Genomic DNA, 20,902 nt, shown 5'->3' on the forward strand with positions numbered 1-20,902 from the left:
GGCCCGGCATGCTCGGCGGAGCATCATGGGCGGATGGTCGACCACGCGAGCACCCCCGACGCTCCCTCCGACGGCGTCTCCGCCCCCTCCTCCGACGCCCCTGCCTCCGCCTCCGCCGCTGCGTCCGGCGCTGCGGCCGGCGCGACCGCGCCGCCCTGGACGGGCCCGCGCGACCCCGCGGCGACGGACGCCTTCCGCGCGGCCCGCGACGTGCTCATCGGCTCCGGTCACGACCACGCCGCGGCCCGCGCGGCGTTCCGCTGGCCCGACGTCGGCGACTCGTTCAACTGGGCCGTCGACTGGTTCGACGTGATCGCCGCCGGCAACGACCGCACCGCCCTGTGGATCGTCGCCGAGGACGGCACCGAGACGAAGGTCAGCTTCGACGAGATGCGCCGCCGCTCCGACCAGGTGGCGGCCTGGTTCGTGGAGCGCGGCGTGCGGCACGGCGACCACGTCATGCTCATGCTCGGCAACCGGGTCGAGCTGTGGGAGGCGATGCTCGCGATCATGAAGATCGGCGCGGTCATCCTGCCCACGTCGGTCATGCTCGCCCCGCACGACGTCGAGGACCGCGTGCTCCGCGGCGGCGTCCGCCACGTGCTCGCCGACGCCGCCGACGCCCCGAAGTTCGCCGGCGTCGACCCGGGCGTCGGCCGCGTGGTCGTGGGCGGCCGCCTCGAGGGGTGGGCGTCGTACGAGGACTCGCACCGCGCCTCCCCGGCCCGACCGGAGGTGGCGACCGCCACCGACGACCCCTGCCTCGTCTACTTCACCTCGGGCACGACGAGCAAGCCGAAGATGGTCGTGCACACCCACGCCTCGTACCCGGTCGGGCACCTCTCGACGACGTACTGGCTCGGCCTGCGCCCGGGCGACGTGCACCTGACCATCTCGTCGCCGGGCTGGGGCAAGCACGCGTGGAGCTGCTTCTTCGCCCCGTGGATCGCCGAGGCCACCGTGTTCGTGCACGAGCAGGCGCGGTTCTCGGCGGCGGCGCTCCGCGAGCAGCTCGACCGGGCCGAGGTGACGTCGTTCTGCGCGCCGCCGACCGTGTGGCGCATGCTGATCCAGTCGTCGCTCGGCGGTCGGCCGGTCGCGCTCCGCGAGGCGCTGTCGGCGGGGGAGCCGCTCAACCCCGAGGTCATCTCGCAGGTGCAGCGCTCGTGGGGGCTCGACATCCGCGACGGCTACGGGCAGACCGAGACCACAGCCATCGTCGCCAACCCGCCGGGCAGCAGCGTGGTCGCGGGCTCGATGGGCCTGCCCCTGCCGGGCGTCGAGGTCGTGCTCGTCGACCCGCTCACCGGCGAGCTCGCCGACGAGGGCGAGATCTGCCTCGACCTGTCGACCCGCCCGGTGAACCTCATGACCGGCTACCTCGGCGACCCCGGGCGGACGGCCGCGTCGCAGCGCGACGGCCTGTTCCACACCGGCGACGTCGCCACCCGCGACGCCGCCGGCATGATCACCTTCGTGGGGCGCACCGACGACGTGTTCAAGTCGTCCGACTACAAGGTCTCGCCGTTCGAGGTCGAGAGCGTGCTGATCGAGCACCCCGCGGTGGCCGAGTCGGCCGTCGTCCCCGCCCCCGACCCCGTGCGGCTCGCCGTCGTCAAGGCCTACGTCGTTCTCGCGGCCGGGGTCGAGCCGGACGACGCGACGGCGCTCGCCGTGCTGCGCCACGCCCGCGAGGGGCTGCCGCCCTACGAGCGCGTGCGCCGCGTCGAGTTCGTGGCCGAGCTGCCGAAGACGATCTCGGGCAAGATCCGGCGCGTCGAGCTGCGGGACCGCGAGGAGGCGCTGGCCGCCGCCGGGGAGCGTGCCCCGGGCGAGCGCCGCGACGACGAGTTCCCCGGGCTGCGCCGCTGACGGTCGCCCGGGCGGCGTGCCCGTCCCGCGCCGCGGGGGCCCGTCTCCCGCTCGCGCGGCTGACGCGTCGGTCGAGGCGCGGTGGCGAGGGGACCGGACCGGGCGGGGCGTGACGCGCGTTCGGGGTCCTTACCGACGCGGCGGGCGACGCCTAGGATCGAGGGCACCGCCCGACGAGGAGACCCGTGACGACCAGCGACCGCACGACGACGACCCGCTCGTGAGCGCGCCCGCCGAACGGCCCGAGTCCGACGCGCGCACCGAGACCGTCGCCCCTCCCCTCACGCGCCGCGAAGCGCTCGCCCGCGAACGGGCTGCTGCGGCGGCTGCCGCTGCCGCGCCCGACGCGGTGGTCGAGCCGTCTCCCGCGCCGACGGTCGTCGACCCCGAGCCTGTCGCACAGGCGCCCGTGCCCACGCCTCCGGTCGCTCCCGTCGCGCCGACGCTCGTCGTGCCCGCGCCCGCGCCGGGACCCGCACCTGTCCGGGCTCCCGCCTCGCGCGGCCGGGCGACCGCCTCGACGGGGCGCCCGATCTCGGGGGCCGACCCGCGCCTCCCCGGGTCGCGGCCCGTCGCCCGGGCCTCGTGGTCGCGTCCGACCCCGACGGTCGCGGTCGAGCCGCGGCGGTCCCTCGTCGCAGGGCGCCTGCGCGCCGCGGGCGTCCCGGCGCTGGCGATGGTCGCGGCGACCCTGTTCTTCTCGTCGAACGTGACCCCGGCGTCGGCCACCGACCTCGGCGGCGGCGGCGTGCAGACGACCGTCACCACGCCGATCCCCGGGCAGACGCTGGCGGCGTCGCTCGTGGTGCTGACCGTGTCGGAGCGAGACGCCTACGGGGTCACCGACCCGCCGCCTCCGCCCCCGCCGCCGCCCGCGCCGGAGGAGGAGCCGTCGTCGAAGGCCGGGAAGACGGGCACGTCGACGTCCACGCACCGCGGATCGATCGTCAACGACGGGACGGGCGACATCCGCTGGCCGTTCCCGGGACGCGTCGTGCTGAGCTCGGGCTTCGGCCCGCGGACGGCTCCCTGCGCGGCGTGCTCGAGCATGCACATGGGGCTCGACATGACCCCCGGCGCCGGCAAGCCCATCGGCGCCGTGGCCGCCGGCACGGTGCGGAAATCGGGCATCCACGCCCAGTTCGGCCAGTACGTCGTCATCGACCACGTCATCGACGGCGAGGCGGTCAGCACCATGTACGCGCACATGCGGCTCGGCTCGAGCCCGCTCGTCGCGGGCGACGACGTCTCGGTCGGCGAGCTCGTCGGCCTCGTCGGCCGCACGGGCGTCGCGACGGGCGACCACCTGCACTTCGAGGTGCTGCTCGACGGGTCGACCCAGATCGACCCCGAGGAGTGGCTGGACGAGAACGCCGGACGCACGCTGTAGCGCGCGCCGGCACGGTCGCGTCGTGTCTCGCGCGTCACGTCGCGAAAGAACGTGACGCGCTGCGCGATCCGTGACGCGGGGCGTGGGTCGCCGCGCCGGCCCGGTCGCGTCGCGTCACGTCTCGCGCATCACGTCGTGGCGGATCGTGACGCGCTGCGCAGACTGTGACGCGGGGCGTGGGTCGCCGCGCCCGAACGCGACCTGCAGCCGCGACGGAGCCCAGCCACGCCGCCGCGACAGCCGTCAGGAGGCGCGCCCCGCCTCCCCGACGGAGCGCCGTGGCCAGCCGCGCACCGCCCGCGCCACCGCGTCCTCGAGCCGCTCGGCCGTGGCCTCGGCGCTCTCGTCGCAGGCGTCGCAGCCGCAGGCCGGGAAGCCCTCGGTCACCGCCGAGCCGGTCGCCGTGAGCACCCCGGGGAAGTCGCTGAGCCCGATCGTCAGCGACCCGCGCCGCGGGCCCGGCGACAGGCGCCAGCCCTCGACCAGGCGCTGACCGTCGCCGCCCGGGGGGCCCAGGCGGTCGACGGGGGTCGCCTCGACCTCGTACGTGTCGACGACGTGGGCGACCAGCGCCCGTCCGACGTCGTGGAGGCCCGCGAAGCGCTCGGGGTGGCTCACGTGCGAGTAGGCGTCGTCGGCGGGGCCGTCGTCCCAGCGTCGTCCGTACGTGAACGCGACCCCGTCGTCGCCGACCGCGTCGAGGTCGGGAAGCGGCGGCCGCTCCGGCAGCGGTGGCACCCCCGCGCTCACGACCGCACCGCCACGCCGTCGACGAGCTCACGTCCGGCCGCCCACACCCGCGACACGTGCCAGTCGTCCGTCCACGCGACCGCGTCGGCCAGGTGGCCGGGGGCGAGCAGGCCGATCTCGTGGTCGACGCCGATCGCCCGGGCCGGGGTCGCGGTGAGGGCCGTGACCGCGGCCACGGAGCCCTGGCGGGCGGCGTCCATCGCCCGACGCAGCGCGGCGTCCTGGGTGAGGGTCGAGCCCGCGATCGTGTCCGTGCCGGCGAGCGTCGCGACGCCGCCCGCGACGGTCACCGCGAGCTCGCCGAGCAGGTAGTCGCCGTCGGCCGAGCCCGCCGCCGCCATCGCGTCCGTCACGAGCGCCACGCGACCCTGCGCCGAGGCGAACATCATGGCGACGACCTCCGGGTGCACGTGCACCCCGTCGAGGATCAGCTCGATCGTCACGCGGTCGTCGCTCACGGCCGCGACGACCGGACCGGGTTCGCGGTGCCCGATGCCGGCGATCGCGTTGAACGCGTGCGTCACGAGCGAGGCGCCGCGGTCGAACGCCGCGACCGCGAGGTCGTGGTCGGCCTCGGTGTGGCCGACGGCGACGACGACGCCCGCGGCGACGAGGCGCTCGACCGCCTCGAGCCCGCCGGGCAGCTCGGGCGCCAGGGTCACCTGCCGCACCGTGCCCGGCGCCGCGTCGAGCAGGGCGTGCACGGTCTCGGCCGTCGGCTCGGCGAGGTGCTCGAGCGCGTGCGCGCCCTTCCGCGCCGGCGAGAGGAACGGCCCCTCGAGGTGCGCCCCGAGCACGAGCGGGTCGCGGGTGCGCAGCTCGGCGATCGCCTCGAGCGACGTCCGGAGGCGCGCGACCGGGTTCGCGACGAGGCTCACGAGCGAGCGGGTGGTGCCGTGGGCACGGTGCACGGCGAGGCCCCGCGCGATCTCGTCGGCGTCGCCGTCGTAGGAGGCGCCGCCGCCGCCGTGGACGTGCAGGTCGACCAGCCCGGGCGTGAGGCGGGCACCGGCCAGGTCGACGGTGGCGTCGGGGACCCGGCCCGCGCCTCCTGCACCGGAGGGGTCGCCGGCGGGAGGCGCCACGGGCGGCCGGCCCGGGGCCTCGACCGTGCTGCCGGTCGCGGTGATGCGGTCGCCGTCGACGAGCATCCAGAAGCCGTCGACCTCGCCGGCCGCGTCGACCTTGCGGGCGTTCGTGAAGAGCGTGGTGCTCATCGCGGTGCCGTCGCCGACGAGGCGCCGCGGCGGCCGACCAGCACGCCGACGACGAGGGCGACCACGGCGAAGGCCCCCGCCACGGCGGGGTGGCCGAGCTGCAGCCAGGCGACCGCGACCGCGCCCATGACGGCGATCTCGACGAGGGCCTTGCCGACCGCGTCGGTCTGCACGAGGGCCCGCGGCGAGCGGAAGAGTGCCCAGACCACCACGGCGAAGAGCGGCGCCCCGACCATGAAGACGATCGACGGCCACGGGAACGGCCACGCGAGGTAGCCCCAGAAGGCGAGGCTGAAGAGGGCGAAGACGAGGGTCGCCGCCCGCAGCACGTCGAGGGCGGTGACGGGGAGGCCTCGGGCCGGGGACGGCGGGGGCGCGGTGTCGGTCGGGGTCACCCCGCCAGCGTACGTCCCGCCCCCGGCGTCAGCGGAAGACGATCGTGCGGGCCCCGTCGAGCAGCACGCGGTCCTCCGCGAACCAGCGGACCGCCTGCGTGAGGGTGCGGCTCTCCTCGTCCTGGCCGATCGCCATCAGCTCGGGCGCGCCGCGGGTGTGGTCGACGCGGACGACGTTCTGCTCGATGATCGGTCCCTCGTCGAGGTCGCTCGTGACGAAGTGGGCGGTCGCGCCGATCAGCTTGACGCCGCGGGCGTGCGCCTGCCGGTAGGGGTTCGCGCCCTTGAACCCGGGCAGGAACGAGTGATGGATGTTGATGGCCCGGCCCTCGAGCGCGGCGCAGAGCTCCGGGCTGAGGATCTGCATGTAGCGGGCGAGCACGACGAGCTCGACGTCGTAGCGGTCGACGACCTGCAGCACGCGGGCCTCGAACGCGGCCTTCGACGCGGCGTCGGTGACGGGGTGGTGCTCGAAGCGCTTGCCGTAGAAGTCGGCGAGGCCGGCGAGGTCGGGGTGGTTCGCGAGGATCAGCGGCACCTCGATCGGCAGCTGCCCGGCCCGCTGCCGGAAGAGCAGGTCGTTGACGCAGTGCGCGGCCGTGCTCGCGAGCACGAGAGTGCGGGTGGGGCGGCCGACGACGTCGAGCCGGTGCTGCATCTCGTACCGGGCGACGACCGGGGCGAGCTGGGCCTCGAACGCGTCGCGCTCGCCGGGGGCCTCGACCTGGAGGCGCATGAAGAAGGTGCCGGTGTCGTGGCTCGAGAACTGCGCCGACTCGGTGATGTTGCCGCCGGCCTCCACGACGGCGCCGCTGATCGCGTGGACGATGCCGGGGCGGTCCTCGCAGACGAGCGTCAGCGTCCAGTGCGTGGTGGCGGGGGCCTCGAGGGTGGCGGGGGAGGCGCTGGTCGGGTCGGTCACGAGCCCAGGGTAGTGCGCGGTGCGGCCCCGCTACGCGACCGCGGAGACGAGCAGCGCCGCCAGCGCCACGAGGGGGAACAGCCCCTGCGTCGCCGCGGCCCGGGCCTTCGTGCGGTCGGAGACGACGAGCACGAGCGCCGCGGCCAGCATCGACCCCGTGCCGGCGACGAGGAGGGCGAGGTCGGCGGGGGAGGCGTCGGGTGCCGGAGCCGCGCCTCCGGCGGCCACGAGGGCCACGCCGACGATCGTGACGATCGCGAGGAACAGGTTGTAGAAGCCTTGGTTGAGGGCGAGCGGCCTCGTGTGCTCGGCCTGCGCGTCGCTCGTGATGCCGAACGTCGCGCGGACGCGGGGCGTCGTCCAGAGCACGGACTCCATGACGAAGATGTAGACGTGCAGCAGGGCCGCGAGGGAGGCGGCGACGAGGGCGACGATCATGGTCGCGACTCTACGGCGGGGGCGCCCCCGCGGCGACGTCCCCTCAGGGCGCGGCCGGCGGCGTGCCGTCGACCGCCGCCGGGCCCTCGCGCACGGCGCGCCAGCGGCCCGACGCGACGTGCTTGACCATGACGTTGACGGTCGCGGCGGTGGGGACCGCGAACAGGGCGCCGGGCACCCCGGCCACGAGCGAGCCCGCCGCGACGGCGAAGACGACGGCCAGGGGGTGGACCTTCACCGCGCCTCCCATGACGAGGGGCTGCAGCACGTGCGCCTCGAGCAGGTGCACCAGCAGCACGCCGCCGAGCATGACGAGCGCCTGCACCGGGCCGGCCACGACGAGCGCGAGCACGACGGCGAGGGCGCCCGTGACGATCGCCCCGAGCACGGGGATGAACGAGGCGAGGAAGACGAGGATCGCGATCGGCACCGCCAGCGGCAGCCCGAGGAAGAACGCGAACAGCCCGATGCCCACGCCGTTCGCGGCCGCGACGACGACCTGCACCTTGACGAACGAGGTGAGCGTCTGCCAGCCCGCGAGCCCCGCGCCGTCGACGGCCGGACGGGCCGCCTTCGGGAAGAGGCGCACGACCCAGTGCCAGACGCCCCGGCCGTCGATCAGCAGGAAGATCGTCGCGAAGAGCGTCAGCAGCCCGCCCGCGACGAGGTGCCCCGCCGCCGACCCGACCGCGGCCACGCCGCTGAGGATCTGCTGGCTCGCGTCCTTGATCGCCGTCCCGGCCTGGCCGAGGTACTGGTCGAACTCGCCGTCGGTCAGCTGGAGCGGCGACGTCCGCAGGAAGCTGCGCAGGCTCTCGTACGCCGCCATGCCCTTGTCGCTGAGGTCGCCGGCACCCGCCCGCACCTGCGTGACGACGAGCACGAGCAGCCCGCCGACCACGACCACGAGGGCGAGCAGCGCGACGACGATGGCCACCCAGTGCGGCACCCGTCGCCGCGTCAGCAGGCGTACGACCGGCTGCAGCAGCGCGCAGACCAGGATCGCGATGAGCAGCGGGACGACGATCTCCTCGAGCCGCGAGATCAGCCAGCCGGTCGCCGCCAGGCAGCCGGCCACGACGAGCAGCCGCCAGCCCCAGGCGCCGGCCACGACCATGCCCGGCGGGACCGCCCCGGGTGCCGGGGGCAGGGCGGGCGAGCCGGCCCGCGCCTCCGGCGCTCCCGTCGCGGGGCGGGGACGAGGAGGCGCGCCGGGCTCGCCGAGGTCGGTCACGGTGGTCGGGGCGGTCGCGTCGGTCGCCGCGGGGCGGCGGCGCCAGGGAAGGTGCATGCACGGAGTCTCCGGTCAGACGGCTATCAGTGGGCTGTGACTCCGCCGATCCGTACGTGGGCGCTCGCTGAGCGGCCGGAGCCCTGTGCGGGACGGTCGTCGACGACCGGCATCCGGGGCCGGCCCGGGGGCTGCCGTAGCATCGACGGGTCCGCGGCCGTCGCCGCGCGACGACGGGAGAACCGGCTCGAGGAGGCGCGACGTGGCGGACAGGGTCACCATCGTCGAGGTCGCCGCACGGGCGGGCGTCGCGATCAGCTCGGTGTCGAGCGCGCTCAACGACCGGCCCGGCGTCTCCGACCGCACCCGCGCCCGCATCAAGCAGGCCGCCGACGACCTCGGCTTCGTGCCGAGCGTGCGGGGGCGCTCGCTCAGCGCCAAGCGCGCCTTCGCCGTCGGGCTCGTCGTGCACCGCGACCCGTTCGTGCTCGAGTCCGACCCGTTCTTCGGCAGCTTCATCGGCGGGCTCGAGTCGGTGCTCGACCCGCGCGGCTACGCGCTCATCCTGCAGATGGGGACGGCCGCCGACGAGACCCTCGACCGCTACCGACGGCTCGCGGCGGGGCGTCGGGTCGACGGCGTCGTCCTCAACGAGCTCGCGGTCGACGACCCGCGCGTGCCGCTCGTGCAGCAGCTCGGGCTGCCCGCCGTGGGCGTCAACCCGGCGCCGGGCTTCCCGCTGCCGGCCGTGCGGCAGGACGTCTCGGCGGGCGTCCGCGAGCTCGTCGAGCACCTCGTCTCGCTCGGCCACCGGCGGTTCGCCCACGTGGCCGGGCCGTCGCGGTTCGTCCACGCCGTGCACCGCGTGGAGGCCTGGCGGGAGGCGCTGATCGCCTCCGACCGCGACCCCGGCCTCGTCGTCGAGGCCGACTTCACCTACGAGGGCGGGCGCCGGGCCGCGGTCGACCTGCTGGGCCGCTCCGACCGGCCGACCGCCGTCTTCTGCGCGAACGACCTCGCCGCCATCGGCTTCATGACCGAGGCCGACCGCCTCGGGGTGCGCGTGCCGGAGGAGATCAGCGTCGCCGGGTTCGACGGCATCGAGCTCGGCGGGTACGTGCGTCCGGCGCTGACCACGATGACGACCTCCCCTCGGCTGCTCGGGGCGGAGGCGGCGCGGCTGCTGCTCGCCGCGGTCGAGGGCGGCGGGGCCGCGGCCGGCGGTGCGAGCGTGGGCGACGGGGCCGAGGTAGGGGCCGGGGTCGATGTCGTCGCGGCCACGGGCGGCGGCGGGACCGAGATCGAGCCGGCGCGGCTGCTGGTCCGCGCCTCCACGGGAGCCGTGCCCGGCTGACGGGTCTCGCCGCGCCTCGGAACCCCGTTCCGTTCGGAGAACCACGAAGCTTCGTGGTTCTGTGAACGGAACGGGGTTCTCCGCGGTGTGGGCCCGGCGGGCCTTCCGCTCCGGGGGAGGGCGTGCTAGCTTCCTGGTTACCGAAACGTTTCGGTAGATCACGACAGCCGCACGACGACGAAGTTGGTGCCCATGGACCCCGCGACCACGACTGCCGCGCACGCCCTCGCGAGCGCCGCCGCCTCGAGCACCCCGACCGGAACCGCCGCGAGCACCCCGAGCGCGTCCGCCGCGTCGCCCGCCCTCGTCCCGCACCTCGTGCGGCTGACGCGCGAGCGGCTCCGGCAGGTGCTCGCCGACGCGCTCGCCCACGACGACCCGCTGACGAGCGCCCTCGCGCAGCTCGACTTCTCCGCGGCCGAGGCCTACGGCGCCGACCGTCCCGACTGGGCCGTCGGGCCCTTCGCCCCCGACCCGGCGCTGACCTTCACCCTCGACGGCCAGTGGGCCGACCCCGACGACGTCGGCTGGACCAGCTCGTCGCTCTACAACCCGTCGATGATCGAGCACGACGGCACCCTGCACCTCTTCTACCGGGCCTCGCCCCGCAAGGAGAGCCTCGGCAGCCGCATCGGCCACGCGACGCGCGACCTCTCCGACCCCGACGCCGCCTGGGTCGACGACCCGGCGAACCCCGTGGTGCGCCCGCTCGACGACCTCGAGCTGCTCGGCGTCGAGGACCCCAAGGTCTACCGCGCCGACGGTCGCTTCTGGCTCTTCTGGAACGGCATCTGGCCGATCACCGAGGAGGCGCGGGCCGCGTTCCCGAGCACCGGGTACCCCGTCGAGGCGGTCGGCTGCGACATGATGCTCGCCGTCAGCGACGACCTCGTGACGTGGGAGCGCCTCGGGCCGATCGCCCCGCCCGAGCAGACCCGGCTGTGGGCCAAGGGCGCCGTCGTGCCGCGCGACGAGCACGGCGAGGCCGTCCGGATCGGCGGCGAGTACCTCATGTTCGTCAGCGAGGGCTTCGACGGCGTGCTGCACGTCGGCCGGTCGGACGACATGCGTCGTTGGACCTTCGAGCCCACGCCGTACCTCGACCTGTCGAGCGTCGGCGGGCACCTGCACGAGGTCGCCGCCGCGATCGTGACCGGCGACGGGCACCTCGTGCTCGACGTCTTCCACGACGACGCCGACGGCCGCTTCGCCGCCAGCCAGGCGCTCTACGACCTCGACCGCCCGACCGACCAGCTCGCCCTCACGCCCGGCGGGTCGCTCAGCTGGGGCGGGCTCGGCCGGGTGGACGGCCGCTGGACCTTCGCGCAGGGCTGGGACGCGCCTCCCGGGCACCGCGACCTCTACGTCTACCGCGAGGCACCCGACGCGACCGCACCCGACGCGACCGCACCCGCCGCCGTCCCCACGACCTGACCCGCACCGCAGCGCACCACCCGAACCCAAGGAGAACATCGTGCAACGTCGCACAGCACTCATCGGAGCCACCGTCCTGCTCGCCGGCCTCGGCCTCACCGCCTGTTCCGGCGGAGGAGGCGGCGGCGGCGACGCCCTCACCGCGAAGGGCCCCATCACGATCTGGTACTCGAACAACGAGTCCGAGGTCGCCTGGGGCAAGGCCACGGTCGAGGCATGGAACGCCGACCACCCCGACGAGCAGGTCAAGGGCCAGGAGATCCCGGCCGGCAAGTCGAGCGAAGAGGTCATCGGGGCCGCCATCACGGCCGGCAACGCGCCCTGCCTCGTCTACAACACGGCGCCGAGCGCGGTGGGCCAGTTCCAGAAGCAGGGCGGCCTCGTCGACCTGTCGAGCTTCAGCGACGGGGCGAAGTACATCGAGGACCGCAGCGGAGACCTCGCCGAGCAGTACCAGGACGCCGACGGCAAGTACTACCAGCTGCCCTGGAAGTCGAACCCCGTCATGATCTTCTACAACAAGGACCTCTTCACGAAGGCCGGCCTCGACGCCGAGTCGCCCGCCCTGTCGACCTACGACGACTTCCTCGCGACGAGCAAGACGCTCGTCGACGCAGGCGTCTCCGACTACGCGATCCACCCGGCCCCGACGAGCGAGTTCTTCCAGTCGCAGTTCGACTTCATGCCGCTCTACGCGGCCGAGACGGGCGGCACCGGCCTCGTCGAGGACGGCAAGGCCACCTTCGCCGACGGCGCCGGCGAGGACGTCGCGACCTTCTGGCGCGACCTCTACGACCAGGGCCTGGCCGGTCAGGAGCAGTACACCGGAGACAGCTTCGCCGACGGCGAGGCCGCCATGTCGATCGTCGGCCCGTGGGCCGTCAACGTCTACAAGGACGTGAACTGGGGCGCCGTGCCGGTGCCGACCAAGGACGGCACGAGCCCGGAGGACACCTACACGTTCAGCGACGCGAAGAACGTCGGCATGTACACGGCCTGCGAGAACCAGGGCACCGCGTGGGACTTCCTGAAGTACTCGACCAGCGAGGACTCCGACCGGGCCCTGCTCGAGACGACCGGCCAGATGCCGATCCGCACCGACCTCGCCACGACCTACGCCGACTACTTCGACGCCAACCCGTCGTACGCGCTCTTCGGCGACCAGGCGGCCCGCACCATCGAGGTGCCGTCCGGCCCGAACACCGTGGCCGAGCTGCAGGCGTTCCGCGACGCGTGGTCGAGCAGCGTGATCTTCGGCAAGGGCGACGTCGACTCGTCGCTGAAGGACGCCGCGTCGAAGATCGACGAGCTCGCGGCCCAGGACTGACCCGTGTCCACCCTCAGCGCGGGGCCTGCCACCCCGGCCGCCGGCGGGGGACCCGAAGAGGCGCACCGCGCCTCCTCGGGTCGCCCCCGCCCCGGCACGGCCGGCTCGCCCGGCCCCGGCCGTCAGCCCCGCGGACGCCGCGGCCTGCTCGGCAAGAACCCCCTCGGCCTGCTGTTCAGCGCGCCGTACCTCGTGTTCGTGCTCGCGGTCTTCGCGTACCCGCTCGTCTACGCGGTGTACATCGCCTTCCACGACTACTTCTTCACGGCGCCCGGCGCGGTCGTCGACCGGCCGTTCGTCGGCCTGGACAACTTCGTCACGGCGTTCACCGACCCGGCCGTGATCCGGTCGTTCGGCAACGTCGGCGTGTTCCTCGTGATCAACGTGCCGCTCACCGTCGTGCTGAGCATGGTGCTCGCGACGGCGCTCGACAAGGTCGCGCACTTCCGCGGGTTCCTCCGCGTGGCGTTCTACGTGCCCTACCTCACGGCGAGCGTCGCGGTCGTCGCCGTGTGGCTCTTCCTCTTCAACGGCAGCGGCCTCGTCAACCAGGTGCTCGGCCCGCTGGCGCCGACGCCGTCGTGGCTGATCAACTCGGCGTGGGCGATGCCCTCGATCGCGCTGTTCGTCACGTGGAAGCAGCTCGGCTTCTACATCCTGCTGTACCTCGCGGCGCTGCAGAACGTGCCGAAAGAGCTGTACGAGGCGGCGTCGAGCGACGGCGCCGGCCCGATCCGGTCGTTCTTCGCCGTGACCGTGCCGGGGGTTCGCCCGGCGACCGTGCTGGTGCTGCTCGTCTCGACCGTCACCGGCGCGAACCTCTTCACCGAGCCGTACCTGCTCACCGGCGGAGGGGGGCCGAACGGCGCCTCCACGTCGCCGGTGCTGCTCATGTACCAGAAGGGCATCGAGCAGGGGAACCCCGACCAGGCCGCCGCCATCGGCGTCGTGCTCGTGATCCTCGTGCTGGTCATCGCCCTGCTGCAGAACCGGTTCGCCGGCGGGAAGGAGTCCTGAGATGTCGAAGGCCCAGACCACGCTGCGAGGCGTCGTGCTCGCGATCGGGGCGCTCGCGTTCCTGTTCCCCTTCTACTACATGGTCATCGGGTCGCTGCAGACGCGGCCCGACCCGACCGTGGCGGGCGCCTTCCCGCACCCGTCGAACATCACGGTCGAGAACTACGCCGCGATCGACAGCCGCATCGGGCTGCTGACCGGCCTCGCGAACTCGGGCATCTTCACCGTGGGCGTGCTCGCCTGCACGCTCGTCTTCGGGGTGCTCGTCGGCTACGCGCTGGCCGTGCTGCAGTGGCGCGGCCGCGGGGTCACGTTCGCGCTGGCGCTGCTCGTGCAGGTCGTGCCGTTCCAGCTGCTGATCATCCCGCTGTACGTGCTCATCGCGCGCAACTACGGGCTGAGCGACAACTACCTCGGCATGATCCTGCCGTTCGCGATCAACTCGACGGCGGTGATCGTCTTCCGGCAGTACTTCCTGCAGCTGCCCAAGGAGCTCTTCGAGGCGGCGCGCATCGACGGCACCGGCGAGTTCCGGCTGCTGTGGGACATCGCCCTCCCGCTCGTCCGCCCCGCGCTCGTCACGGCCCTGCTGCTGACCTTCATCGGGCCGTGGAACGAGTTCCTCTGGCCGTTCCTCATCACGAAAGAGGCGTCGATGCAGCCGCTCGCCGTGTCGCTCGCCAACTACATCAGCAACGTGGCGGCGACCGCGGCGAACCCGTTCGGCGCGACCCTCGCGGGCGCCGTCGTGCTGGCCGCGCCGGTCGTGCTGCTGTTCATCGTGTTCCAGCGGTACTTCATCTCGACCGACGTCGGCTCGAGCGTGAAGGGCTGAGCCGCCCCCGGACCCGGGGAGGCGCGGGGTGCGCCCGTCGCGCACCGCGTCTCCCGAGGGCCCCCACCCGACCGGGTCGACGACGACCCCCTCCGCAGGAGGCGCGGTGCCTGCCCCCCTCGCACCGCGTCTCCGCCGCACCTGCCCCTGCTCCCGCACCCCTCCCGAGAGGCTCGCCATGACCCACCTGACCGAGACGGACGAGGTCGCCGACGCGACCGACGCCCCCGGCTTCCCCTACCGCCTGACCCGCCTCGGCGTGGTCATGACGCCCGACCCCGACGAGCCGCTCGAGGCCGAGGGCGTGCTGAACCCCGGATCCGGCCGCGGCCCGGACGGCGAGCTCTACCTGCTGCCGCGGCTCGTCGCCGCCGGCAACGTCTCGCGGGTCGGCCTCGCCCGCGTCGTCGTCGACTACGGCGTGCCGGTCGGCGTCGAGCGGCAGGGCGTCGTGCTCGCCCCCGACCGCGGCTGGGAGCGCGGCGCCACGCACTCCGGCGTCGAGGACCCGCGCGTCACGTGGGTCGGCGAGCTCGGCCTGCACGTCATGACGTACGTCGCGTACGGCCCGCTCGGACCGCGGACGGCCGTCGCCGTGAGCGACGACCTCCGCGACTGGCGCCGGCTCGGCCCCGTCACGTTCGACTACGTCGACGAGCTCGACACCGACCTCGGCCTCTTCCACAACAAGGACACGACCTTCTTCCCGGAGGCCGTCACCGCTCCCGACGGCGTGCGGAGCTTCGCCGTGCTGCACCGGCCGATGTGGCACATCGGCGCCACGGTGCCGGGGGAGGGCAGCCCGCTGCCGGCCGGCGTGACCGACGGCCGCCACTCGATCTGGATCAGCTACGTGCCGGTCGCCGCGGTCGCCGCCGACCCGCGGGCCCTCGCCCGTTGGGGGCAGCACCGCCCGGTCGCCGGGCCGGCCTTCCCGTTCGAGGAGCTCAAGATCGGCGGCGGCCCGCCCCCGCGCCGCGTGCCGGAGGGCTGGCTGCTGCTGCACCACGGTGTGACCGGCGTCATCGAGGACGCCTTCGCCCAGCAGCAGAACGTCAACTACGCGGCGGGCGGCATGATCCTCGACGCCGACGACCCGTCGCGCGTCGTCACCCGCTCGGCCGTGCCGCTGCTCGAGGCCGAGACCGACGACGAGCGCGACGGCATCGTGCCGAACGTCGTCTTCCCGACGGCGATCGAGGAGGTCGACGGGGTGCCCTTCGTCTTCTACGGCATGGCCGACTCCAAGATCGGCGTCGCCCGGCTCGACCGCGCCTGACCCGGTCCGTCCACGGCCTCGGCCGCCCGCACGACCATCCCGCTCCACCCGACCGACGAGACAGAAGGAGGCGGTCGACGATGACCGCACGCACCGCACGATGGGCCGGGCTCGCCCTGGCCGCCACGACCGCGATCGCGCTGGGGGTGACGGGAGCCCTGCCGGCGTCCGCCGCGCCTCCGTCGGCCCCGGCCCGGCCCGGGACGGCCGCGCCGGTCGCCGCCGCCGCGGCACCGCTGACCAACCTCGCGCACCTCGACTTCCTGCTCGACGAGACGACGCCCGCGGCCGAGGAGGGCCACACGTCGTACCGCCTCGACAGCGAGCCGACGCTGACCCTGCCGTGGACCTACGCCGACGCCCGCGACGGCGGCACCTTCGCCCGCGTGGGCGGCGGGCCGCTCGACCCGGCCACCGGGTACTGGGGCCAGGGCGCCTACAACTCCGACGACGTCTCGCGCGCCGCAGTGGTCTACCTGCGCGACTGGCAGCAGACCGGGTCGCCGGAGAGCCGCACGAAGGCCTACGAGCTGCTGCGCTCGACGGCGTACTTCCAGACGACGACCGGGCCCGCCGCGGGCAACGTCGTGCTCTGGATGCAGCCCGACGGCACGTTCAACCGCAGCCCGGTGCCGGTGGAGCTGCCCGATCCGTCCGACAGCGGCAACAGCTACTGGCTGGCCCGCAGCATCTGGGCCTTCGGCGAGGGCTACGCGGCCTTCCGCGACGACGACCCGGAGTTCGCGGCCTTCCTGCAGCAGCGCCTCCAGCTCGGGGTCACGGCGCTCCAGCGCGAGTCGCTCGCGAAGTACGGCCAGTACGAGGTCGCCGACGGGGCGACGGTGCCCGCGTGGCTCGTCGTCGACGTCGACGGCGCCGACGCCTCGGCCGAGGCCGTGCTCGGGCTGACCTCGTACGTCGAGGCCGCCCCCGGCGACGCCGCCGCGCGCACCGCGGCGACCCAGCTCGCCGAGGGCATCGCCCGCATGTCGTCGGGCGACCCGCAGACCTGGCCCTACGGCGCCGTGCTGCCCTGGACGCACTCGCGCTCGATGTGGCACTCGTGGTCGTCGCAGATGCCGGTCGCCCTGGCACGCGCGTCGACGGTGCTCGGGCGGGCGGACCTCCTGAGGCCCGCCGTGACCGACACCACCTCGTTCACGACCACGCTGCTGACGGCCAGCGGACCCGACAACGCCTGGTACCCGACGCCGATCGACCAGACGCAGATCGCCTACGGGGCCGACTCGCGACTCCAGTCCGCCCTCGCGGTGGCCGAGGCGTCGGGCGGGGCGGGCCTCCGCCAGGTGGCGGCGGTCGCCGGCAGCTGGTACTTCGGCACGAACCGCTCGGGGCGGGCCGTCTACGACCGCGCCACCGGCGTGACGTACGACGGGGTGCAGGCCGACGGCTCGGTGAACCGCAACTCGGGCGCCGAGAGCACCATCCACGGCCTGCTCTCGATGATCGCCCTCGACGGCGCCCCCGACGTGTCGGCGCTCGCGCAGGCGTCGACCACGGTCGCCTCGCGCGACGGGCTCACGACCGTCGAGGCCGAGGGCGCCACGGCGACCACGGGCACCGTCGTCACGCCCACCTCGGCGTGGACCGGCGAGGCGCAGTACAGCGGCGGCTCGGCGCTGACGCTGCAGCCCGGGCAGAGCGCCTCGATCACCGTGCCGGCGGGCTCCGGCCTCCGCCACGTGGAGCCCGTGCTGCTCGGCGCCGAAGGCCTCGCCTCGACCTCGACGTGGAAGGCCGGACGGCTGCCGCTCGGCACGCTGACGACGAAGGTCGGCGCTCAGGGGGTGACCGCCGCCTCCGGCGCGCTGCTGCCCCAGACCCTCTCGGTGCCGGTCGGGCCGGGCGCCACCGCCGTGACCGTCACGGCCCGCGGGTCGCAGCCGGTCACGATCGACGCGCTGATCGTCCGGCCGCTCGTGCAGCGCCTGGCGCTGACCGGGGCCGGCGGACGCTCGACCGAGCTCGTCTCGTCGACGTCCCGCCTGCCGCTGCCGACCACGGTCGGCGCCCGCGGGGTGCGCTCGACGGTCGCGAGCTACGACGCGAAGGGGCAGCTCGTCTCGCAGAAGACGGTGTCGGGCCGGTCGCTCGTGGCGGTGCGGGCCGGCGGGTTCGTGGTGGTCACCCGCTAGGGCGCGCCGCTCAGCGCCCTCGCCGTCCCGGCCCGGCCCGCGCCCCGCCTCGTGCGCGAAGAACCCCGTTCCGTTCGAAGAACCACGTTGCTTCGTGGTTCATCGAACGGAACGGGGTTCCGTGCTGTGCAGGCCCCCGGAGGCGCGGCTCGCGTCCCCGGGGAGGGCCGGCCCTACGCCTCGTCGGCGTGCGGCGCGGGCGCCTCGGTCGCCGTGGCGCGGGTCGCCTTCGCGAGGTTGGCGACGAGCTCCGACCGGGTCTGCGACACGACGTAGGCGGGCTGGTCGCGCTCGACGCGCCAGCTCTCGCTCAGCGGGCCGACGTTGACGGTGTCGAAGCCGAGCTCGTCGTAGAGGCGCTGGACGTACTCGGCGGCCTCCTCGAAGTCGCTCGACGTGGCGAGGGCGCGACGGCCCTCCTCGCCGGCGGGCTTGCCGTCGGTCGTGATGTCCTTCGCCATGATGTGGTTGAAGCCCTTGGCGACCTTGCTCTCGGGCAGGTGCCGCTGCAGCATGCCCGAGACGGTGTCGAGGCCGTTGTCGAGCGCCGCGATGTGGCCGTCGCGCTCGAAGTAGTAGTTGTTCGTGTCGACGACGATCTTGCCGGCGAGGGGCTCGACGGGCACCTGCTCGTAGTTCTTGAGCGGCACGGTGACGACGACGACCTCGCCGGCGCTCGCCGCCTCGTCCGCGGTCGCTGCACGGGCCTTGTCGCCGAGGTCGGCGACGAGGTCGCCGAGCGTCTCGGGTCCGCGCGAGTTGCTGATCACGACGTCGTGTCCCTGGGCGATGACCGCCCGGGCGACCTGGCTGCCGATGTTGCCTGCTCCGATGATGCCGAATGTAGTCATGCCGTCAGCCAACGCCCGTCGCCTGGGCCGGTGTTCCCGTTCCCAGCCAGCTCGGAGGCGCCGGTCAGGGTGACGACCGGGGCGACCGCTGCACGCCGTGCAGTAATTGACTGGTGCGATGACCGACTCGCCCCGCACCTCCTCGTCCGGCACCACCGCCGTCCTCTTCGACATCGACGGCACGCTCGTCGACTCGAACTACGCGCACGTCGACGCCTGGTCGAAGGCCTTCGCCGACATCGGCCACCCGGTCGACAGCTGGCGCGTCCACCGCGCGATCGGCATGGACTCGTCGCTGCTGCTCGCGGCCCTGCTGGGCGACGAGGTCGCGGAGGCGCGGGGCGACGAGGCGAAGGAGCGCCACTCCGCCCACTACCTGCCCCACGGCGACACCGACCTGCACGTCTTCGACGGGGTGCCCGAGCTGCTCGCGGAGATCGCCCGGCGCGGGCACCGCGTCGTGCTCGCGACCAGCGCCCCGGAGGGGGAGCTGACGGTGCTGCGCGGCCTGCTCGACGTCGAGGGCGCGCTCTGGGCCGTCACGTCGTCGGAGGACGCCGACACGGCGAAGCCCGACCCGGGCATCGTCGAGGGCGCGCTCGAGAAGGCCGGCGTCGACGCCGCGCACGCGGTCATGGTCGGCGACGCCCGGTGGGACGTCGAGGCCGCCGGGCGCGCGGGCGTCACCTGCGTCGGAGTGCTGACCGGCGGGCTGTCGCGGGCCGAGCTCGAGGAGGCCGGGGCGGCGGAGGTGTGGGACGACGTCGCGGCGCTGCTCGCCGGGCTCGACGGCAGCGTGATCGGGCGTCTCGGCTGAGCGCGTCGGGCGTCGCGCGGCCGCGGGCGGCGTCAGCGCCGGAAGAGCCCGCGGAAGCCCCGTCGTCGGGCCGGGCCCGGGGTCTCGCGGGACGGCCTGGGGCGCGGCACGAAGATCGACGTGCGGCACGCCGTGCAGGTGAGCACGTGCGGGTGGAGCGAGAGTCCCACTCCGTAGTACGGGTTCGCGATCAGCCGTGCCGGGCCGCCGCACGTGGGGCAGGGCACCACCTCGGACGCGGGCGTCCCGGGTGAGCCGGGGCCGCCGCCCGCGTGCCTGCGCGGGGTCGCGCCGAGCCCTGCCGGGTCGTCCCGGTCTCGTCGTCCGTCCATGGTCTGCACCGCATCCTCCGTGGTCGCGTCGCCGGGTGTTCGGGGCGGCCCGGTCGCGGGACGGGGTGCGACGTGGCCCCAGATCGGGCGGCGCCCGTCCCGGGGGAGCGCGCCGCGCCTCCGATGGTCGGTGCCGCGCCCTCGGCGGCCGGGCCGGGCCGGGCGCGGGACGCACGGAGGCCCCGCCGACCCGTGCCTCCGAGGGATCGGGGGCGGCGGGGCGGACGGGGCCTCGGGTGGTGCGTGCCTAGCTCTCGAAAGTCGCGTCGAGCGTGATCTCGACGCCGGTGAGGGCCTTGCTGACCGGGCAGGTCTCCTTGGCGTCCTGCGCGGCGGCCTGGAAGGCGGCCTCGTCGATGCCGGAGACCTCGCCGCGGACGGTGAGGGCGATGCCGGTGAGCTTGAAGCCGCCGGCCGAGTCCGGGCCGAGCGAGACGTCGGCCTTGACGTCGAGCGCCTCGACGGTGCCGCCGGCCTGGCCGAGGACGGCGCTGAACTGCATGGCGTAGCAGGCGGAGTGGGCCGCGGCGAGCAGCTCTTCGGGGCTCGTCGAGCCGTTCGCCTCGTCGGCGGCGCGCTTGGGGAACGACACGTCGTAGGTGCCGACCTTCGAGCTGGTCATCTCGACCTGGCCCTCGCCGGTCTCGAGGCTGCCGTTCCAGGCGGTGCGTGCGGTGCGAGTGGGCATGGTGTCTCTCTTTCGTTGGGGGGTGGGACGGGTCGAGCGGGACGGTGGGGACTAGGAGGCGCGGCGCACGGTGTCGGCGAGGCCGCCGACGGCCTCGGTGAGGGCCGCGATGTCGGCGAGGCCGAGGCCGGTCGCCTCGCAGATGCTCGCGGGGATGCGGGCCGCGTCGGCACGTAGGGCCTCGCCGGCGGGCGTCGCGCTGACGAGCACGCTGCGCTCGTCGCCCGCGACCCGCTCACGGGTCACGACGCCGAGGGCCTCGAGTCGCCGCAGCAGCGGGGAGAGCGTGCCGGAGTCGAGGCTGAGGCGCTCGCCGAGGCCGGAGACGCCGGTCGGGCCCTGCTCCCAGAGGACGAGCATGACGAGGTACTGCGGGTAGGTCAGGCCGAGCGGGGCGAGCAGGTCGCGGTACCGGGCGGTCAGGGCGCGCGACGCGGAGTAGAGCGCGAAGCAGATCTGCTCGTCGAGCAGCGGCGCGGGGGCCGAGGTCGAGGCGGTGCTGGTCGGGCTCATGGTGGCGAGCGTAACACATTGTGCGCAACTCGGTTGCGTGCAACTCGGGGGCGCGGCCGGTGCGCGGCGCGGGAGGGCCGCGGT

19 protein-coding genes are annotated in these 20,902 nt (G+C 74.4%); 10 read left to right on the plus strand and 9 right to left on the minus strand.

Going from position 1 to position 20,902, the window contains the following annotated elements:
- Window positions 1-33: 33 nt before the first annotated feature.
- On the plus strand, window positions 34-1,872 hold the full coding sequence (locus EDF38_RS09760; RefSeq protein WP_123355255.1) for an AMP-binding protein: 1,839 nt from the start codon (window positions 34-36) through the stop codon (window positions 1,870-1,872).
- 220 nt (window positions 1,873-2,092) lie between these two features.
- Window positions 2,093-3,262, plus strand: coding sequence for a M23 family metallopeptidase (locus EDF38_RS09765; protein ID WP_123355256.1), 1,170 nt, complete (start codon window positions 2,093-2,095; stop codon window positions 3,260-3,262).
- Window positions 3,263-3,505: 243 nt separating this feature from the next.
- Here EDF38_RS09765 and EDF38_RS09770 read toward each other — a convergent pair whose 3' ends face one another.
- The 6 genes from EDF38_RS09770 to EDF38_RS09795 are packed head-to-tail and all read right to left on the minus strand — an operon-like array spanning window position 3,506 to window position 8,275.
- Window positions 3,506-4,000 carry a DUF6226 family protein gene (locus EDF38_RS09770; protein WP_148061484.1) on the minus strand — a complete coding sequence of 165 codons (495 nt, stop codon included), beginning with the start codon at window positions 3,998-4,000 and terminating at the stop codon, window positions 3,506-3,508.
- An 8-nt stretch (window positions 4,001-4,008) separates the two neighbouring features.
- Window positions 4,009-5,229 (minus strand): N-acetylglucosamine-6-phosphate deacetylase, encoded by a 1,221-nt coding sequence (gene nagA / locus EDF38_RS09775; RefSeq protein WP_123355258.1) that lies wholly within the window; start codon window positions 5,227-5,229, stop codon window positions 4,009-4,011.
- Complete coding sequence (locus tag EDF38_RS09780) at window positions 5,226-5,624, minus strand: YrdB family protein (protein WP_123355259.1); 399 nt, start codon at window positions 5,622-5,624, stop codon at window positions 5,226-5,228. The genes nagA and EDF38_RS09780 overlap by 4 nt, the downstream gene beginning before the upstream one ends.
- Window positions 5,625-5,652: 28 nt before the next feature.
- Entirely contained in the window at window positions 5,653-6,546 is an 894-nt protein-coding gene (gene purU, locus EDF38_RS09785) for a formyltetrahydrofolate deformylase (RefSeq protein ID WP_123355260.1), read from the minus strand.
- A gap of 30 nt (window positions 6,547-6,576) precedes the next feature.
- Entirely contained in the window at window positions 6,577-6,984 is a 408-nt protein-coding gene (locus EDF38_RS09790) for a DUF1304 domain-containing protein (RefSeq protein ID WP_123355261.1), read from the minus strand.
- 43 nt (window positions 6,985-7,027) lie between these two features.
- A complete protein-coding gene (locus tag EDF38_RS09795) occupies window positions 7,028-8,275 on the minus strand; it encodes an AI-2E family transporter (RefSeq protein ID WP_233572381.1) in 1,248 nt (415 codons plus the stop codon).
- Between the two features lie 202 nt (window positions 8,276-8,477).
- Between EDF38_RS09795 and EDF38_RS09800 the strand changes: the two genes are divergently transcribed.
- From EDF38_RS09800 to EDF38_RS09830, 7 genes are all read left to right on the plus strand, one after another.
- A complete protein-coding gene (locus EDF38_RS09800) occupies window positions 8,478-9,569 on the plus strand; it encodes a LacI family DNA-binding transcriptional regulator (RefSeq protein WP_123355262.1) in 1,092 nt (363 codons plus the stop codon).
- A 192-nt stretch (window positions 9,570-9,761) separates the two neighbouring features.
- Window positions 9,762-11,003 (plus strand): hypothetical protein, encoded by a 1,242-nt coding sequence (locus EDF38_RS09805; RefSeq protein ID WP_199734687.1) that lies wholly within the window; start codon window positions 9,762-9,764, stop codon window positions 11,001-11,003.
- A gap of 37 nt (window positions 11,004-11,040) precedes the next feature.
- Complete coding sequence (locus EDF38_RS09810; protein WP_370275632.1) at window positions 11,041-12,330, plus strand: sugar ABC transporter substrate-binding protein; 1,290 nt, start codon at window positions 11,041-11,043, stop codon at window positions 12,328-12,330.
- A 144-nt stretch (window positions 12,331-12,474) separates the two neighbouring features.
- Window positions 12,475-13,347, plus strand: coding sequence for a carbohydrate ABC transporter permease (locus EDF38_RS09815; protein WP_199734728.1), 873 nt, complete (start codon window positions 12,475-12,477; stop codon window positions 13,345-13,347).
- A gap of 1 nt (window position 13,348) precedes the next feature.
- Complete coding sequence (locus EDF38_RS09820) at window positions 13,349-14,182, plus strand: carbohydrate ABC transporter permease (RefSeq protein ID WP_123355265.1); 834 nt, start codon at window positions 13,349-13,351, stop codon at window positions 14,180-14,182.
- A gap of 178 nt (window positions 14,183-14,360) precedes the next feature.
- Window positions 14,361-15,461, plus strand: coding sequence for a glycosidase (locus tag EDF38_RS09825; RefSeq protein ID WP_123355266.1), 1,101 nt, complete (start codon window positions 14,361-14,363; stop codon window positions 15,459-15,461).
- 80 nt (window positions 15,462-15,541) lie between these two features.
- A complete protein-coding gene (locus EDF38_RS09830; RefSeq protein ID WP_123355267.1) occupies window positions 15,542-17,617 on the plus strand; it encodes a hypothetical protein in 2,076 nt (691 codons plus the stop codon).
- A gap of 173 nt (window positions 17,618-17,790) precedes the next feature.
- On the opposite strand, the gene EDF38_RS09835 is transcribed toward EDF38_RS09830, so the two are convergent.
- Complete coding sequence (locus EDF38_RS09835) at window positions 17,791-18,480, minus strand: NAD(P)-binding domain-containing protein (protein ID WP_233572382.1); 690 nt, start codon at window positions 18,478-18,480, stop codon at window positions 17,791-17,793.
- Window positions 18,481-18,586: 106 nt separating this feature from the next.
- Between EDF38_RS09835 and EDF38_RS09840 the strand changes: the two genes are divergently transcribed.
- Window positions 18,587-19,285, plus strand: a complete 699-nt coding sequence (locus tag EDF38_RS09840; RefSeq protein ID WP_123355269.1) for an HAD family hydrolase — start codon at window positions 18,587-18,589, stop codon at window positions 19,283-19,285.
- Between the two features lie 579 nt (window positions 19,286-19,864).
- Here EDF38_RS09840 and EDF38_RS09845 read toward each other — a convergent pair.
- On the minus strand, window positions 19,865-20,305 hold the full coding sequence (locus tag EDF38_RS09845) for an OsmC family peroxiredoxin (protein ID WP_123355270.1): 441 nt from the start codon (window positions 20,303-20,305) through the stop codon (window positions 19,865-19,867).
- Window positions 20,306-20,356: 51 nt separating this feature from the next.
- Window positions 20,357-20,818, minus strand: a complete 462-nt coding sequence (locus EDF38_RS09850) for a MarR family winged helix-turn-helix transcriptional regulator (RefSeq protein ID WP_123355271.1) — start codon at window positions 20,816-20,818, stop codon at window positions 20,357-20,359.
- Window positions 20,819-20,902: the final 84 nt, after the last annotated feature.

This window comes from Frigoribacterium sp. PhB160 (genome assembly GCF_003751785.1).
GTDB lineage: Bacteria > Actinomycetota > Actinomycetes > Actinomycetales > Microbacteriaceae > Frigoribacterium.